Origin of the sequence: Endozoicomonas sp. ISHI1, assembly GCF_024606225.1 — a bacterium.
Classification (GTDB): domain Bacteria; phylum Pseudomonadota; class Gammaproteobacteria; order Pseudomonadales; family Endozoicomonadaceae; genus Endozoicomonas_A.
Genome location: NZ_JAGRPU010000069.1, coordinates 1 through 16,854 on the forward strand (window position 1 = coordinate 1; position 16,854 = coordinate 16,854).

General features: G+C 49.8%; 11 protein-coding genes. All 11 read right to left on the reverse strand.

The genetic code is table 11. From position 1 onward, the window contains the following. Positions 1-24: 24 nt before the first annotated feature. Entirely contained in the window at positions 25-1,887 is a 1,863-nt protein-coding gene (locus tag KBW69_RS22490) for a C2H2-type zinc finger protein (protein WP_257282366.1), read from the reverse strand. A 19-nt stretch (positions 1,888-1,906) separates the two neighbouring features. After that, positions 1,907-2,236 carry a transposase gene (locus KBW69_RS24000; RefSeq protein ID WP_373690733.1) on the reverse strand — a complete coding sequence of 110 codons (330 nt, stop codon included), beginning with the start codon at positions 2,234-2,236 and terminating at the stop codon, positions 1,907-1,909. After that, on the reverse strand, positions 2,236-4,176 hold the full coding sequence (locus tag KBW69_RS22495) for a C2H2-type zinc finger protein (protein ID WP_257282367.1): 1,941 nt from the start codon (positions 4,174-4,176) through the stop codon (positions 2,236-2,238). The genes KBW69_RS24000 and KBW69_RS22495 overlap by 1 nt, the downstream gene beginning before the upstream one ends. 337 nt (positions 4,177-4,513) lie before the next feature. Beyond that, the gene (locus KBW69_RS22500; protein ID WP_257282368.1) at positions 4,514-6,376 is read right to left on the reverse strand and encodes a C2H2-type zinc finger protein; all 1,863 of its coding nucleotides are present in this window, start codon (positions 6,374-6,376) and stop codon (positions 4,514-4,516) included. Between the two features lie 136 nt (positions 6,377-6,512). Continuing rightward, a complete protein-coding gene (locus tag KBW69_RS22505; RefSeq protein ID WP_257282369.1) occupies positions 6,513-7,967 on the reverse strand; it encodes a C2H2-type zinc finger protein in 1,455 nt (484 codons plus the stop codon). Next, positions 7,877-8,122, reverse strand: coding sequence for a hypothetical protein (locus tag KBW69_RS24005; protein WP_373690735.1), 246 nt, complete (start codon positions 8,120-8,122; stop codon positions 7,877-7,879). Before KBW69_RS24005 ends, KBW69_RS22505 begins: the two co-directional genes overlap by 91 nt. A gap of 34 nt (positions 8,123-8,156) precedes the next feature. Continuing rightward, positions 8,157-10,424, reverse strand: coding sequence for a C2H2-type zinc finger protein (locus KBW69_RS22510; protein WP_257282370.1), 2,268 nt, complete (start codon positions 10,422-10,424; stop codon positions 8,157-8,159). Positions 10,425-10,560: 136 nt separating this feature from the next. Beyond that, positions 10,561-12,423 (reverse strand): C2H2-type zinc finger protein, encoded by a 1,863-nt coding sequence (locus tag KBW69_RS22515; protein ID WP_257282371.1) that lies wholly within the window; start codon positions 12,421-12,423, stop codon positions 10,561-10,563. After that, positions 12,333-12,635: a transposase gene (locus KBW69_RS24010; RefSeq protein WP_373690734.1), complete on the reverse strand. Its 303-nt coding sequence runs from the start codon at positions 12,633-12,635 to the stop codon at positions 12,333-12,335. Before KBW69_RS24010 ends, KBW69_RS22515 begins: the two co-directional genes overlap by 91 nt. Further along, a complete protein-coding gene (locus KBW69_RS22520; RefSeq protein WP_257282372.1) occupies positions 12,613-14,619 on the reverse strand; it encodes a C2H2-type zinc finger protein in 2,007 nt (668 codons plus the stop codon). The genes KBW69_RS24010 and KBW69_RS22520 overlap by 23 nt, the downstream gene beginning before the upstream one ends. A 207-nt stretch (positions 14,620-14,826) precedes the next feature. Next, a complete protein-coding gene (locus KBW69_RS22525) occupies positions 14,827-16,770 on the reverse strand; it encodes a C2H2-type zinc finger protein (protein ID WP_257282373.1) in 1,944 nt (647 codons plus the stop codon). Positions 16,771-16,854: the final 84 nt, after the last annotated feature.

The window sequence follows — 16,854 nt, forward strand, 5'->3', positions numbered from 1 at the left end:
TCTCTAGCCTGTGACAAGCAGACATCAATCACTTGACTTTGCATCATCAAGCTTTCGTTTTCGGTGTTGCCTTTTGTGAGTCGACAGGGCTTGACTGTTTGGCAGGGTCTTCTGGCACTCAGGGCAGGTTTGCTCTCCGGTGTGATACTGACTTTTGTGAGCCGACAGGGCTCGAGCGTTTGGCAGGGTCTTCTGGCACTTAGGGCAGGTTTGCTCCGGGGTGTGATCTTTTCTTTTGTGATATGTCAGAGCTTGTGCGCTTGGCAGGGTCTTCTGGCACTTAGGGCAGGTTTGCTCTCCGGTGTGAAATAGACTTTGGTGAACCGACAGGGCTTGAGCGTTTGGCAGAGTCTTCTGGCACTCAGGACAGGTTTGCTCCGGGGTGTGATCTTTTCTTTTGTGATATGTCAGAGCTTGTGCGCTTGGCAGGATCTTCTGACACTCAGAGCAGATTTGCTCCGGGGTGTGATCTTTTCTTTTGTGATATGTCAGAGCTTGTGCGCATGGCAGGGTCTTCTGGCACTGAGGGCAGGTTTGTTCTCCGGTGTGATATTGACTTTTGTGAGCCGACAGGGCTCTGGCGTTTGGCAGGATCTTCTGGCACTCAGAGCAGGTTTGTTCCCCAGTGTGACCTTTTCTTTTGTGATACGTCAGAGCTTGTGCGTTTGGCAGGGTCTTCTGGCACTCAGGGCAGGTTTGTTCCCCGCTGTGATCTTTTCTTTTGTGATTCGACAGGGCTTGAGCGTTTGGCAGGGTCTTCTGGCACTCAAGGCAGGTTTGCTCTCCGGTGTGATATAGACTTTTGTGAACCGCCAGGGCTTGAGCGTTTGGCTTGGTCTTCTGGCACTCAGGACAGGTTTGCTCTGGGGTGTGATCTTTTCTTTTGTGAACCGACAGGGCTCTGGCGTTTGGCAGGACCTTCTGGCACTCAAGGCAGGTTTTCTCTCCGGTATGATCTTTTCTTTTGTGAGCCCACAGGGCTTGAGCGTTTGGCAGAGTCTTCCGGCACTCAGGGCAGGTTTGCCCTCCGGTGTGATATTGACTTTTGTGATCCCACAGGGCTTTCGCGTTTGGCAGGATCTTCTGGCACTCAGGACAGGTTGGCTCTCCGGTGTGATATTGCCTTTTGTGAGTGCTCAATGAGGCTTGAGAGCCAAGTGATTTTTCACAGCCGGGGTGATCACATCGGTATTTTTTCGAGCCAGCCTTCCTTTGTTTTTCCGCAGGAGGTGGATTTAATCTTAATGCTGGACTGGTTGTGCTGTCAGCGCCTGAGACAATTGTCGGATCTTCAGCAGGGCGGCTTACCGACCCAGATTCCTGATCGCCTGTTTGCAAATAGACATCAGTTCTGTAAGCGAAAGAGTCGCCTGAGGTTGAACGACACTGGGTACTTGTGGAGGGGGCGAAGATACAGCGTCCTTGTCGATGACAACAGGGCTGTTCATGGCAATTTTCGTCAAGGCTATGTCGGGAGTCTGTGGGCCGGCCCGAATTTTCATCATTATGGTCGTTGTCGTATGGATAATGCGATTTTTCTGAATATCTATTGAATGACTGAACATGATCCTCTGGCCCCGTTGTCCGGGAATAGTTACTGCCGCCCGTTCCGTACATCAAAGTGATGATCTGAAGTTTGTTTCGTCTGCAGGGTTTGTCATAGGGTGATGAGCCTGACTCTGGATATCCGTTTGTGCAGGTAATGTGTGATGGTTCGTTTTGCATCGGCCCCCAATCGGTCATTGGCATTGCAGGTGATGTGCCCGGCTCAGTTTTTATAAAAAAATTCTGGCTTGTCGAAGCCCCATTCTGGTTAACCTCAACGATAAAACGGTAAGTCTGTGGCTCGACCGGGCAAAAGAAAGGCACAAAGACCAATACATGCAAGAGAAGGATTTTAATGGTTCTATCCTTTGTTTTCTATGGATAGGAGCAGTGAGGATAGACGAGAGGATAAGGGGCCATGAAGTAAAACAGAGTGATTCATGTTCTCCCATCCGTGGCAAACGTGATTGCCAAGAGCGAGCCTTTCATGGCGCAGTCGAAGCAGGTTGATGATTTCGCAGTGCCACATGAGCATTGAGACCTGCTTACTGAAGGGGATTTCTTTCCATGTCTTTTTGTCATCGGTTAACCCGCCGCAGGTGATTGACGGATGGACGTGAACATTGTACTTCAGATCATGCCCAAACGTTTGCAGTGCCTTTTTCCTCCCTAGCCTGTGACAAGCAGACATCAATCACTTGACTTTGCATCATCAAGCTTTCGTTTTCGGTGTTGCCTTCTGTGATCCGACAAGGCTCGAGCGTTTGGTAGGGTCTTCTGGCACTCAGGGCAGCTTTGCTCTGGGGTATGATTTTTTCTTTTGTGATCCAACAGGGCTCGAGCGTTCGGCAGGGTCTTCTGGCACTCAGGGCAGGTTTGTTCTCCGGAGTGATATTGACTTTTGTGAACCAACAGGGCTCGAGCGTTTGGCAGGGTCTTCTGGCACTTAGGACAAGTTTGCTCTGGGGTGTGATCTTTTCTTTTGTGAACCGACAGGGCTTTCGCGTTTGGCAAGGTCTTCTGGCACTCAGGGCAGCTTTGCTTTGGGCTGTGATCTGTTCTTTTGTGATTCGACAGGGCTTGTACGTTTGGCAGGATCTTCTGGCACTCAGGGCAGCTTTGCTCCGGGGTGTGATCTCTTCTTTTGTGATTCCACAGGGCTTGTACGTTTGGCAGGGTCTTCTGGCACTCAGGGCAGCTCTGCTCCGGGGTGTGATCTTTTCTTTTATGATACGACAGGGCATGACGGTTTGGCAGGGTCTTCTGGCACTCAGGGCAGCTTTGCTCTGGGGTGTGATGTTGACTTTTGTGATTCGACAGGGCCTGAGCGTTTGGCAGAGTCTTCTGGCACTGAGGACAGGTTTGCTCTGGGGTGTGATCTTTTCTTTTGTGAGCCGACAGGGCTTGAGCGTTTGGCAGGGCCTTCTGGCATTCAGGGCAGGTTTGCTTTGGGGTGTGATATTTTCTTTTGTGATTCGACAGGGCTTGAGCGTTTGGCAGGGCCTTTTGGCATTCAGGGCAGGTTTGCTCTCCGGTGTGATATTTTCTTTTGTGATCGGACAGGGCTTCCACGTTTGGCAGGGTCTTCTGGCACTCAGGGCAGGTTTGCTCTGGAGTGTGATCTTTTCTTTTGTGAACCGACAGGGCTTTCGCGTTTGGCAAGGTCTTCTGGCACTCAGGACAGGCTTGCTCTCCGCTGTGATATCTTTTGTGAGCCGACAGGGCTTCCACGTTTGGCAGGGTCTTCTGGCACTCAGGGCAGATTTGCTCCGGGGTGTGATCTTTTCTTTTGTGATTCCACAGGGCTTTCGCGCTTGACAAGATTCTCTGGCACTCAGGGCAGGTTTGCTCTCCGGTGTGATAGTGTCTTTTGTGAGTCTTCAATGAGGCTTGAGAGCCAAGTGATTTTCCACAGCCGGGGTGATCACATCGGTATTTTTTGGAGCCTGCCTCCCTTTGTTTTTTCGCATGAGGTGGATTTAATGTTAATGATGGACTGGTTGTGCTGTCAGCGCCTGAGACAATTGTCGGATCTTCAGCATGACGGCTTACCGAGCCAGATTCCTGTTCGCCTGTTTGCAAATAAACATCTGTTCTGTATGCGAAAAGGTCGTCAGAGGTTGAACGACACTGGATACTTGTCGAGGGAGCGAAGATACAGCGTCCTTTTCGATGACAACAGGGCTGTTCATGACAGTTTTCGTCAAGGCTATGCCGGGAGTCGGTGGGTCGGCCCGAATTTTCATCATTATGACCGTTGTCGTATAGATAATGTGTTTGTTCTGAATGTCTATTGAATGACTGACCATGATCCTCTGGCCCGGTTGTCCGGGAATAGTTACCGCCACCCGTTCCATACATTAAAGTGATAATCTGAAATTTGTTTCGCCTACAGGGTTTGTCATCGCGAGGCATGCCTGGCCCTGAATATCCGTTTGTGTGGCTAATGTGTGATGGTTCGTTTTGCGCCGGCCTCCCATCGATCATTGGCATCGCAGATAATGTGCCCGTCTCAGCTTTTATAGACAAACTCTGGCTTGTCGAAGCCCCATTCTGGTTAATCTCAATGATAAAACGGTTAGTCTGTGGCTCAGCCGGGCGGACAAAAAGCACAAAGACCAATACGTGCAAGAGTAGGCGTTTAATGGTTCTATCCTTTGTTTTCTATGGATAGGAGCAGTGAGGATAGACGAGAGAATGAGGGATAAGGAACTAAAACAGAGTGGTTCATGGATTTTCTCATCCATGACAAACGTGCCTGCCAAGAGCGAGCCTTTAATGGCGCAGTCAAAGCAGGTTGATGATTTCGTAGCATTAAGACCTGCTTACTGAAGAAGATTTCTTTCCATGTCATTTTGTCATCGGTTAAGCCGACGGAGGTGATAGACAGACGGACATGAACATTGCACTTTAGATCATGCCCAACGTTTGCAGTGCCTTTCCCTCTCTAGCCTGTGACAAGCAGACATCAATCACTTGACTTTGCATCATCAAGCTTTCGTTTTCGGTGTTGCCTTCTGTGATCCGACAAGGCTCGAGCGTTTGGCAGGGGCTTCTGGCACTCAGGGCAGCTTTGCTCCGGGGTGTGATCTCTTCTTTTGTGATTCGATAGCGCTTTAGCGTTTGACACGGTCTTCTGGCACTCAGGGCAGGTTCGTTCTCCTTTGTGATATTGACTTTTGTGATTCGACAGGGCTTTTGCGTTTGGCAGGATCTTCTGGCACTCAGGGCAGATTTGTTCTCCTGTGTGATATTGACTTTTGTGATTCGACAGGGCTTGAGCGTTTGGCAAGGTCTTCAGGCACTCAGGGCAGGTTCGTTCTCCTGTGTGATATTTACTTTTGTGAACCGACAGGGCTTTCTCGTTTGGCAGGGTCTTCTGGCACTCAGGGCAAGTTCGTTCTCCGGTGTGATATTGACTTTTGTGAGCTGACAGGGCTTGAGCGTTTGACAGGGTCTTCTGGCACTCAGGGCAGGTCTGCTCTAGGGTGTGATCTGTTCTTTTGTGATACCACAGGGCTTGAGCATTTGGCAGGGTCTTCTGGCACTCAGGGCAGGTTTGCTCTGGGGTATGATCTTTTCTTTTGTGAACCGACAGGGCTCTATGGTTTGGCAGGGTCTTCTGGCACTCAGGGCAGGTTAGCTCTCTGGTGTGATATAGACTTTTGTGATCCGACAGGGCTTTCGCGTTTGGCAGGATCTTCTGGCACTCAGGGCAGGCTGGCTCTGGGGTATGATCTTTTCTTTTGTGAGTCGACAGGGCTTGAGCGTTTGGCAGGGTCTTCTGGCATTCAGGGCAGGTTTGTTCTCCGGTGTGATATAGACTTCTGTGAACCGACAGGACTTGAGCGTTTGGCAGGGTCTTCTGGCACTCAGGGCAGGTTTGCTCCGGGGTGTGATCTCTTCTTTTGTGAGCCGACAGGGCTTGAGCGTTTGGCAGGATCTTCTGGCACTCAGGGCAGGTTTGTTCTCCAGTGTGATATTGTCTTTTGTGATTCGACAGCACTTTCGCATTTAACAGGGTCTTCTGGCACTCAGGGCAGGTTTTCTCTCCAGTGTGATGTTGACTTTTGTGAGCACTCAGTGAGCCTTGTGAGCCAAGTGATTTTTCACAGCCGGGGTAATCACATCGGTATTTTTTGGAGCATGCCTTCCTTTGTTTTTTCGCAGGAGGTGGATTTAATGTTAATGCTGGACCAGTTGTGCTGTCAGCACCTGAGACCACTGTCGGATCTTCAGCTGGACGGCTTACCGAGTCATATTCCTGATCGCCTGTTTGTAAATAAACATCTGTTCTGTATGCGAATGGGTCGTCAGAGATTGAACGACACTGGATACTTGTGGAGGGAGCGAAGATACAGCGTCCTTTTCGATGACAACAGGGCTGTTCATGACAGTTTTCGTCAAGGCTATGCCGGGAGTCAGTGGGTCCGCCCGAATCTTCATCATTATGACCGTTGTCGTATAGATAATGTGTTTTTTCTGAATGTCTATTGAATGACCGACCATGATCCCCTGGCCCGGTTGTCCGGGAATAGTTACCGCCGCACGTTTCGTACATCAAAGTGATGATCTGAAGTTTGTTTCGCCTGCAGGGTTTGTTATCGGTTGGTGAGCCCGCCCCTGAATATCCGTTTGTGCAGGTAATGTGTGATGGTTCGTTTTGCGCCGGCCTCACATCGGTCATTGGCATCGCAGATAATGCGCCAGGCTCAGCTTTTATAGACAAACTCTGGCTTGTCGAAGCCCCATTCTGGTTAACCTCAACGGTAAAACGGTAAGTCTGCGACTCAACCGGGCAAACGAAAGGCACAAAGACCAATACCTGCAAGAGTAGACTTTTAATGGTTCTATCCTCTGTTTTCTATGGATAGGAGCAGTGAGGATAGACGAGAGGATAAGAGTTTTGTCATCGGTTAACCCACCGCAGGTGATAGACAGATGGGCGTGACTGTGACAAGCAGACATCAATCACTTGACTTTGCATCATCAAGCTTGCGTTTTCGGTGTTGCCTTCTGTGATTCGACAAGGCTTGAGCATTTGGCAGGGTTTTCTGGCACTCAGGGCAGGTTTGCTCTGGGGTGTGACATCTTTTGTGAGCCGACAGGGCTTCCGCGTTTGGCAGGATCTTCTGGCACTCAGGGCAGGTTTGCTCTGGGGTGTGATCTTTCCTTTTGTGAACCGACAGAGCTTTGGCGTTTGGCAGGGTCTTCTGGCACTCAGGGCAGATTTGCTCCGGAGTGTGATCACTTCTTTTGTGATCCGACAGGGCTTTCGCGTTTGTCAGGATCTTCTGGCACTCAGGGCAGGTTTGTTCTCCTGTGTGATATTGACTTTTGTGAGCCGTCAGGGCTTGAGCATTTGGCAGAGTCTTCTGGCACTCGGGGCAGGTTTGCTCAGGGGTGTGATCTTTTCTTTTGTGATCCGACAGGGCTTTCGAGTTTGGCAGGATCTTCTTGCACTCGGGGCAGATTTGTTCTCCTGTGTGATATTTACTTTTGTGATTCGACAGGGCATTCATGTTTGGCAAGGTCTTCAGACACTCAGGGCAGGTTCGTTCTCCTGTGTGATATTTACTTTTGTGAACCGACAGGGCTTTCTCGTTTGGCAGGGTCTTCTGGCACTCAGGGCAGGTTTGCTCTCCAGTGTGATATTGTCTTTTGTGAGCCTTCAAAGAGGCTTGAGAGCCAAGTGATTTTTCACAGCCGGGGTGATCACATCGGCATTTTTTAGAGCCTGCCTTCCTTTGTTTTTTAGCAGGAGGTGGATTTAATGTTAATGCTTGACCAGTTGCGCTGTCAGCGCCTGAGACAACTGTCGGACCTTCATCAGGATGGCTTACTGAGCCAGATTTCTGTTTGCCTGTTTGCAAATAAACATCTGTTCTGTATGCGAAAGGGTCGTCTGAGGTTGAACGACACCGGATACTTGTAGAGGGAGCGAAGATACAGCGTCCTTGTCGATGACAACAGGGCTGTTCATGGCAATTTTCGTCAAGGCTATGTCGCGAGTCGGTGGGCCGACCCGAATTTTCATCATTATGGTCGTTGTCGTATAGAGAATGCGTTTTTTCTGAATGTCTATTGAATGACTGACAGTGATTTTCTGGCCCCGTTGTCCCGGAATAGTTACCGCCGCCCGTTCTGTACATCAAAGTGATGATCTGAAGTTTGTTTCGCCCACAGGGTTTGTCATCAGTCGGTGAGCCTGACCCTGAATATCCGTTTGTGCTGGTAATGTGTGATGATTCGTTTTGCACCGACCTCCCATTGTTCATAGGCATTGCAGATAATGTGAACGGCTCAGTTTTTATAGACAAACTCTGGCTGGTCAAAGCCCCATTCTGGTTAACCTCAACGATAAAACGGTAAGTCTGTGACTCAACCGGGCAAACGAAAGGCACAAAAACCAATACGTGCAAGAGTAGGCTTTTAATGGTTCTATCCTTTGTTTTCTATGGATAGGAGCAGTGAGGATAGACGAGCGGATAAGAGTTTTGTCATCGGTTAACCCGCCGCAGGTGAGAGACAGATGGACGTGAACATTGCACTTCAGCTCATGCACAAACGTATACAGCGTCTTTCCCTCCTGAGCCTATGACAAGCAGAAATCAATCACTTGACTTTGCGTCATCAAACTTTCGTTTTCGGTGTTGTCTTCTGTGATCCGAGAGGGCTTTCGCGTTTGGCAGGATCTTCTGGCAATCAGGGCAAGTTTGCCCTGGAGTGTGATCTTTTCTTTTATGAACCGACAGGGCTTGAGCGTTTGGCAGGGTCTTTTGGCACTCAGAGCAGGTTTGCTCTCCGGTGTGATATAGACTTTTGTGAACCGACAGCGCTTGAGCATTTGGCAGGGTCTTCTGGCACTCTGGGCAGGTTTGCTCTGGGGTGTGATCTTTTCTTTTGTGATTAGATAGCACTTTAGCGTTTGGCAGGATCTTCTGGCACTCTGGGCAGGTTTGCTCTGGGGTGTGATCTTTTCTTTTGTGATTAGATAGCGCTTTAGCGTTTGGCAGGGTCTTCTGGCACTCAGGGCAGGTTGGCTCCCCGGTGTGATATTCACTTTTGTGACTCGACAGGACTTTCGCGTTTGGCAGGATCTTCTGGCACTCAGGGCAGGTTTGCTCTGAGGTGTGATCTTTTCTTCTGTGGTCCGACAGGGCTTTCACATTTGACAGGGTCTTCTGGCACTCAGGGCAGGTTTGTTCTCCGGTGTGATATAAACTTTTGTGAACCGATAGGGCTTTCGCGTTTGACAGGGTCTTCTGGCACTCAGGGCAGGTCTGCTCCGGGGTGTGATCTTTTCTTTTGTGATTCGACAGGGCTTGAGCGTTTGGCAGGGTCTTCTGGCACTCGGGGCAGGTTTGCTCTCCGGTGTGATATAAACTTTTGTGAACCGACAGGGCTTGAGCGTTTGACAGGGTCTTCTGGCACTCAGGGCAGGTCTGCTCCGGGGTGTGATCTTTTCTTTTGTGAGCCGACAGGGTTTTGGCGTTTGGGAAGGTCTTCTGGCATTCAGGGCAGGTTTGCTCCGGGGTGTGATCTTTTCTTTTGTGATACGTCAGAGCTTGTGCGTTTGGCAAGGTCTTCTGGCACTCAGGACAGGTTTTCTCTCCGGTGTGATTGTGTCTTTTGTGATTCGACAGGGCTTTCGCATTTAACAGGATCTTCTGGCACTCAGGGCAGGTTTGTTCCCCGGTGTGATCTTTTCTTTTGTGATACGCCAGAGCTTGAGCGTTTGGCAAAGTTTTCTGGCACTCGGCGCAGGTTTGCTCTGGGGTGTGATCTTTTCTTTTGTGAGTTGACAGTGCTTGAGCGTTTGGCAGGGTCTTCTGGCACTCAGGGCAGGTTGGCTCTCCGGTGTGATATTGACTTTTGTGAACCGACAAGGCATTCGCGTTTGGCAGGGTCTTCTGGCACTCAGGACAGGTTTGCTCCGGGGTGTGATCTTTTCTTCTGTGAACCGACAGGGCTCTGGTATTTGGCAGGGTCTTCTGGCACTCAGGGCAGGTTTGCTCTCCGGTATGATATAGACTTCTGTGAACCGACAGGGCTTTCGCGTTTGGCACGGTCTTCCGGCACTCAGGGCAGGTTGGCTTTCCGGTGTGATATTGACTTTTGTGAGTCTTCAATGAGGCTTGAGAGCTAAGTGATTTTTCACAGCCGGGATGATCACATCGGTATTTTTTAGAGCCTGCCTTCCTTTGTTTTTTCGCAGGAGGTGGATTTAATGTTAATGCTGGACCAGTTGTGCTGTCAGCGCCTGAGACAACTGTCGGACCTTCATCAGGATGGCTTACCGAGCCAGATTCCTGTTTGTCTGTTTGCAAATAAACATCTGTTCTGTATGCGAAAGGGTCGTCAGAGATTGAACGACACTGGATACTTGTGGAGGGAGCGAAGATACAGTGTCCTTGTCGATGACAACAGGGCTGTTCATGACAGTTTTCGTCAAGGCTATGCCGGGATTCAGTGGGTCGGCCCGAATTTTCATCATTATGGCCTTTGTCGTATAGATAATGTGTTTTTTCTGAATGTCTATTGAATGACTGACCATGATCCCCTGGCCCGGTTGTCCGGGAATAGTTACCGCCGCCCGTTTCGTACATCAAAGTGATAATCTGAAATTTGTTTCGTCTGCAGGGTTTGTCATCACGGGGCGTGTCTGACCCTGAATATCCGTTTGTGCCGCTAATGTGTGATGGTTCGTTTTGCTCCGACCTCTCATCGGTCATTGACATTGCAGATAATGTGCCCGGCTCAGTTTTTATAAAAAAATTCTGGCTTGTCGAAGCCCCATTCTGGTTAACCTCAACGATAAAACGGTAAGTCTGTGGCTCAACCGGGCAAACGAAAGACACAAAGACCAATACGTGCAAGAGTAGACTTTTAATGGTTCTATCCTTTGTTTTCTTTGGATAGGAGCAGTGAGGATAGACGAGAGGATAAGAGTTTTGTCATCGGTTAACCCACCGCAGGTGATAGACAGATGGGCGTGACTGTGACAAGCAGACATCAATCACTTGACTTTGCATCATGAAGCTTGCGTTTTCGGTGTTGCCTTCTGTGATTCGACAAGGCTTGAGCATTTGGCAGGGTTTTCTGGCATTCAGGGCAGGTTTGTTCTCCTGTGTGATATTTACTTTTGTGAACCGACAGGGCTCTCGCGTTTGGCAGGGTCTTCTGGCAATCAAGGCAGGTCTGCTCTGGGGTGTGATCTTTTCTTTTGTGATGCCACAGGGCCTTCGCGTTTGACAAGATCCTCTGGCACTCAGGGCAGGTTTGCTCTCCACTGTGATATTGACTTCTATGAGCTGACAGGGATTGAGCGTTTGACAGGGTCTTCTGGCACTCAGGGCAGATTTGTTCTCCTGTATGATCTTTTCTTTTGTGAACCGACAAGGCTTGAGCGTTTGGTAGGGTCTTCTGGCACTCAGGGCAGGTCTGCTCCGGGGTGTGATCTTTTCTTTTGTGAGTTGACAGTGCTTGAGCGTTTGGCAGGGTCTTCTGGCACTCAGGGCAGGTTTGCTCTCCGGTGTGATATTGACTTTTGTGAACCGACAAGGCATTCGCGTTTGGCAGGGTCTTCTGGCACTCAGGACAGGTTTGCTCCGGGGTGTGATCTTTTCTTTTGTGAACCGACAGAGCTCTGGTGTTTGGCAGGGTCTTCTGGCACTCAGGGCAGCTTTGCTCTGGGGTGTGATCTTTTCTTTTGTGATCCGACAGGGCTTGAGCGTTTGGCAGAGTCTTCTGACACTCAGGACAGCTTTGCATCGGGGTGTGATCTTTTCTTCTGTGATCCAACAGAGCTCTCACGTTTGGGAGGATCTTCTGGCACTCAGGGCAGGTTTGCTCTGAGGTATGATCTTTTCTTTTGTGAGCCGACAGGGCTTGAGCGTTTCGCAGGGTCTTCCCGCACTCAGGGCAGGTTTGCTCTCCGGTGTGATATTTACTTTTGTGCACTGACAGGGCTTTCGCGTTTGGCAGAATCTTCTGGCACTCAGGGCAGTTCTGCTCCGGGGTGTGATCTTTTCTTTTGTGAACCGACAAGGCTTGAGCGTTTGGCAGGGTCTTCTGGCACTTAGGGCAGGTTTGCTCTCCGGTGTGATATTGCCTTTTGTGAGTGCTCGATGAGGCTTGAGAGCTAAATGATTTTTCACAGCCGGGGTAGTCACATCGGTATTTTTTGGAGCCTGCCTTCCTTTGTTTTTTCGCAGGAGGCGGATTTAATGTTAATGATGGACCGATTGTACTATCAGCGCTCGAGACATCGGTCGAAACTTCAGCAGGATGGCTTACCGGGTCAGATTCCTGATCGCCCGTTTGCAAATAGACATCTGTTCTGCAAGCGAAAGAGTCGTCTGAGGTTGAACGACACTGGATACTTGTGGAGGGAGCGAAGATACAGTGTCCTTGTCGATGACAACAGGGCTGTTCATGGCAATTTTCGTCAAGGCTATGTCGCGAGTCGGTGGGTCGGCCCGAATTTTCATCATTATGGTCGTTGTCGTATAGAGAATGCGATTTTTCTGAATGTCTATTGAATGACTGACAGTGATTTTCTGGCCCCGTTGTCCCGGAATAGTTACCGCCGCCCGTTCCGTACATCAAAGTGATGATCTGAAGTTTGTTTCGCCCACAGGGTTTGTCATCAGTCGGTGAGCCTGACCCTGAATATCCGTTTGTGCGGGTAATGTGTGATGATTCGTTTTGCACCGACCTCCCATTGTTCATAGGCATTGCAGATAATGTGAACGGCTCAGTTTTTATAGACAAACTCTGGCTTGTCAAAGCCCCATTCTGGTTAACCTCAACGATAAAACGGTAAGTCTGTGGCCCAACCGGGCAAACGAAAGGCACAAAAACCAATACGTGCAAGAGTAGACTTTTAATGGTTCTATCCTTTGTTTTCTATGGATAGGAGCAGTGAGGATAGACGAGCGGATAAGAGTTTTGTCATCGGTTGACCCGCCGCAGGTGATAGACCGATGGACGTGAACATTGCACTTCAGATCATGCCCAAACGTTTGCAGTGCCTTTTCCTCTCTAGCCTGAGACAGGCAGACATCAATCACTTGACTTTGCATCATCAAGCTTTCGTTTTCGGTGATGCCTTCTGTGATCCGACAAGGCTCGAGCGTTTGGTAGGGTCTTCTGGCATTCAGGGCAGGTTTGCTCTGGGGTATGATCTTTTCTTTTGTGATCCAACAGGGCTCGAGCGTTTGGCAGGGTCTTCTGGCACTCAGGGCAGGTTTGCTCTCCTGTGTGATATTGACTTTTGTGAACCGACAGGGCTTTTGCGTTTGGCAGGATCTTCTGGCACTTAGGGCAGGTTTGTTCTCCGGTGTGATATTGAATTCTGTGAGCTGACAGGGCTTTAGCGTTTGACAGGGTTTTCTGGCACTCAGGGCAGGTCTGCTCCGGGGTGTGATCTTTTCTTTTGTGATTCGACAGGGCTTGAGCGTTTGGCAGGGTCTTCTGGCACTTGGGGCAGGTTTGCTCTCCGGTGTGATACAGACTTTTGTGAACCGTCAGGGCTAGAGCGTTTGGCAGGGTCTTTTGGCACTCAGGGCAGGTTTGCCCTTCGGTGTGATCTTTTCTTTTGTGAATCGACAAGGCTTTCGCGTTTGGCAGGGTCTTCTGGCACTCAGGGCAGGTTTGCTCTGGGGAGTGGTCTTTTCTTTTGTGAACCGACAGGGATCTAACGTTTGGCAAGGTCTTCTGGCACTCAGGGCAGGTTTGCTCTGGGGTGTGATATTGACTTTTGTGATCCGACAGGGCTTTCGCATTTGGCAGGATCTTCTGGCACTTAGGGCAGGTCGGCTTTCCGGTGTGATATTGACTTTTGTGAACCGACAGAGCTTGAGCGTTTGGCAGGATCTTTCGGCACTCAGGGCAGGTTTGCCCTTCGGTGTGATCTTTTCTTTTGTGATCCGACAGGGCTTTCGCGTTTGGCAGGGTCTTCTGGCACTCAGGGCAGGTTTGCTCTCCGGTGTGATATAGACTTCTGTGAACCGACAGGGCTTTCGCGTTTGGCAGGGCCTTTTGGCACTCAGGACAGCTTTGCTCCGGGGTGTGACATTTTCTTTTGTGATTCCACAGGGCTTTCGAGTTTGGCAAGGTCCTCTGGCACTCAGGGCAGGTTTGCTCTCCACGGTGATATTGACTTCTGTGAGCTGTCAGGGCTTGAGCGTTTGACAGGGTCTTCTGGCACTCAGGGCATGTCTGCTCCGGGGTGTGATCTTTTCTTTTGTGAACCGACAAGGCTTGAGCGTTTGGCAGGATCTTCTGGCATTCAGGACAGGTTTGCTCTCCGGTGTGATATTGCCTTTTGTGAGCGCTCGATAAGGCTTGAGAGCTAAATGATTTTTCACAGCCGGGGTGATCACATCGGTATTTTTTGGAGCCTGCCTTCCTTTGTTTTTTCGCAGGAGGTGGATTTAATGTTAATGCCAGACCGATTGTACTGTCAGCTCCCGAGACAACGGTCGGACCCTCAGCAGGATGGCTTACCGGGCCAGATTCCTGATCGCCTGTTTGCAAACAGACATCTGTTCTGCAAACGAAAGAGTCATCTGAGGTTGAACGACACCAGGTACTTGTGGAGGGAGCGAAGATACAGCGTCCTTGTCGATGACAGCAGGGCTGTTCATGGCAATTTTCGTCAAGGCTATGTCGGGAGTCTGTGGGCCGACCCGAATTTTCATCATTTTGGTCGTTGTCGTATGGATAATGCGATTTTTCTGAATGTCTATTGAATGACTGACCATGATCCTCTTGCTCTGTTGTCCGGGAATAGTTACCGCCGCCCGTTCCGTACATCAAAGTGATCATCTGAAATTTGTTTCGTCCGCAAGGTTTGTCATAGTGTGGTGAGCCTGACTCTGAATATCCGTTTGTGCCGCTAATGTGTGATGGTTCGTTTTGCACCGGCCCCCAATCGGTCATTGGCACCGCAGATAATGTGCCCGGCTCAGTTTTTATAGAAAAACTCTGGCTTGTCGAAGCCCAGTTCTGGTTAACCTCAATGATAAAACGGTAAGTCTGCGGTTCAACCGGGCAAACAAAAGGCACAGAGACCAATACGTGCAGGAGTAGACTTTTAATGGTTCTATCCTTTGTTTTCTATGGATAGGAGCAGTGAGGATAGACGAGAGGATAAGAGTTTTGTCATCGGTTAACCTGCCGCAGGTGAGAGAAAGGTGGACGTGAACATTGCACTTCAGCTCATGCACAAACGTATACAGCACCTTTCCCTCCTGAGCCTGTCACAAGCAGAAATCAATCACTTGACTTTGCGTCATCAAGCTTTCGTTTTCGGTGTTGTCTTCTGTGATCCGAGAGGGCTTTCGCGTTTGGCAGGGTCTTCTGGCACTCAGGGCAGGTTTGCTCTGGCGTGTGATATTGACTTTTGTGAACCGACAGGGCTTTCGCATTTGACAGGGTCTTCTGGCACCTAGGGCAGGTTTGTTCTCCGGTGTGATATCGACTTCTGTGGGCTGACAGGGCTTTAGCGTTTGACAGGGTTTTCTGGCACTCAGGGCAGGTCTTCTCCGGGGTGTGATCTTTTCTTTTGTGATTCGACAGGGCTTGAGCGTTTGGCAGGGTCTTCTGGCACTTGGGGCAGGTTTGCTCTCCGGTGTGATAAAGACTTTTGTGAACCGACAGGGCTAGAGCGTTTGGCAGGGTCTTTTGGCACTCAGGGCAGGTTTGCTCCGGGGTGTGATCTTTTCTTTTGTGATTCCACAGGGCTTGAGGGTTTGGCAGGGTCTTCTGGCACTCAGGGCAGGTTTGCTCTCCAGTATGATCTTTTCTTTTGTGATCCAACAGGGCTCGAGCGTTTGGCAGGGTCTTCTGGCACTCAGGGCAGGTTTGCTCCGGGGTGTGATCTTTTCTTTTGTGATTCCACAGGGCTTGTACGTTTGGCAGGGTCTTCTGGCACTCAGGGCAGCTTTGCTCTCCGGTGTGATATTGACTTTTGTGATTCGACAGGGCTTTTGCGTTTGACAGGATCTTCTGACACTCAGGGCAGATTTGTTCTCCTGTGTGATATTGACTTTTGTGATTCGACAGGGCTTGAGCGTTTGGCAGGGTCTTCTGGCACTCAGGGCAGGTTGGCTCTCCGGTGTGATAAAGACTTTTGTGAACCGACAGGGCTTGAGCGTTTGGCAGGGTCTTCTGACACTCAGGACAGCTTTGCTTTGGTGTGTGATCTTTTCTTCTGTGATCCAACAGAGCTCTCGCGTTTGGGAGGGTCTTCTGGCACTCAGGGCAGCTTTGCTTTGGGGTGTGATCTTTTCTTTTGTGATCCGACAGGGCTTGAGCGTTTGGCAGGGTCTTCTGGCACTTAGGACAGGTTTGCTCTCCGGTGTGATATTTACTTTTGTGCACTGACAGGGCTTGAGCGTTTGGCAGGGTCTTCTGGCACTTAGGACAGGTTTGCTCTGGGGTGTGATATTGCCTTTTGTGAGTGCTCAATGAGGCTTGAGAGCTAAATGATTTTTCACAGCCGGGGTGATCACATCGGTATTTTTTGGAGCCTGCCTTCTTTTGTTTTTTCGCAGGAGGTGGATTTAATGTTAATGATGGACCGGTTGTGCTGTCAGCGCCTGAGAAAACGGTCGGACCTTCAGCAGGATGGCTTACCGGGCCAGATTCCTGATCGCCTGTTTGCAAACAGACATCTGTTCTGTATCCGAAAGGGTCGTCAGAGGTTGAACGACACTGGATACTTGTAGAGGGAGCAAAGATACAGCGTCCTTGTCGATGACAACAGGGCTGTTCATGGCAATTTTCGTCAAGGCTATGTCGGGAGTCGGTGGGCTGACCCGAATTTTCATCATTTTGGTCGTTGTCGTATGGATAATGCGATTTTTCTGAATGTCTATTGAATGACTGACCATGATCCTCTTGCCCCGTTGTCCGGGAATAGTTCCCGCCGCCCGTTCCGTACATCAAATTGATGATCTGAAATTTGTTTTGTCCACAGGGTTCGTCATAGGGTGGTGAGCCTGACTCTGAATATCCGTTTGTGCCGCTAATGTGTGATGGTTCGTTTTGCACCGGCCCCCAATCGGTCATTGGCACCGCAGATAATGTGAACGGCTCAGTTTTTATAGACAAACTCTGGCTTGTCAAAGCCCCATTCTGGTTAACCTCAACGATAAAACGGTAGGTCTGTAGCTCAACCGGGCAAACGAAAGGCACAAAGACCAATACGTGCAAGAGTAGGCTTTTAATGGTTCTATCCTTTGTTTTCTATGGATAGGAGCAGTGAGGATAGACGAGAGGATAAGAGTTTTGTCATCG

What these genes read in the sequence shown, in the direction of transcription:
- KBW69_RS24010 (WP_373690734.1), bottom strand. Translation starts at nt 12,635, where the DNA reads ATGATGCAAAGTCAAGTGATTGATGTCTGCCTGTCTCAGGCTAGAGAG.
- KBW69_RS24000 (WP_373690733.1), bottom strand. Translation starts at nt 2,236, where the DNA reads ATGTCTGCTTGTCACAGGCTAGGGAGGAAAAAGGCACTGCAAACGTTT.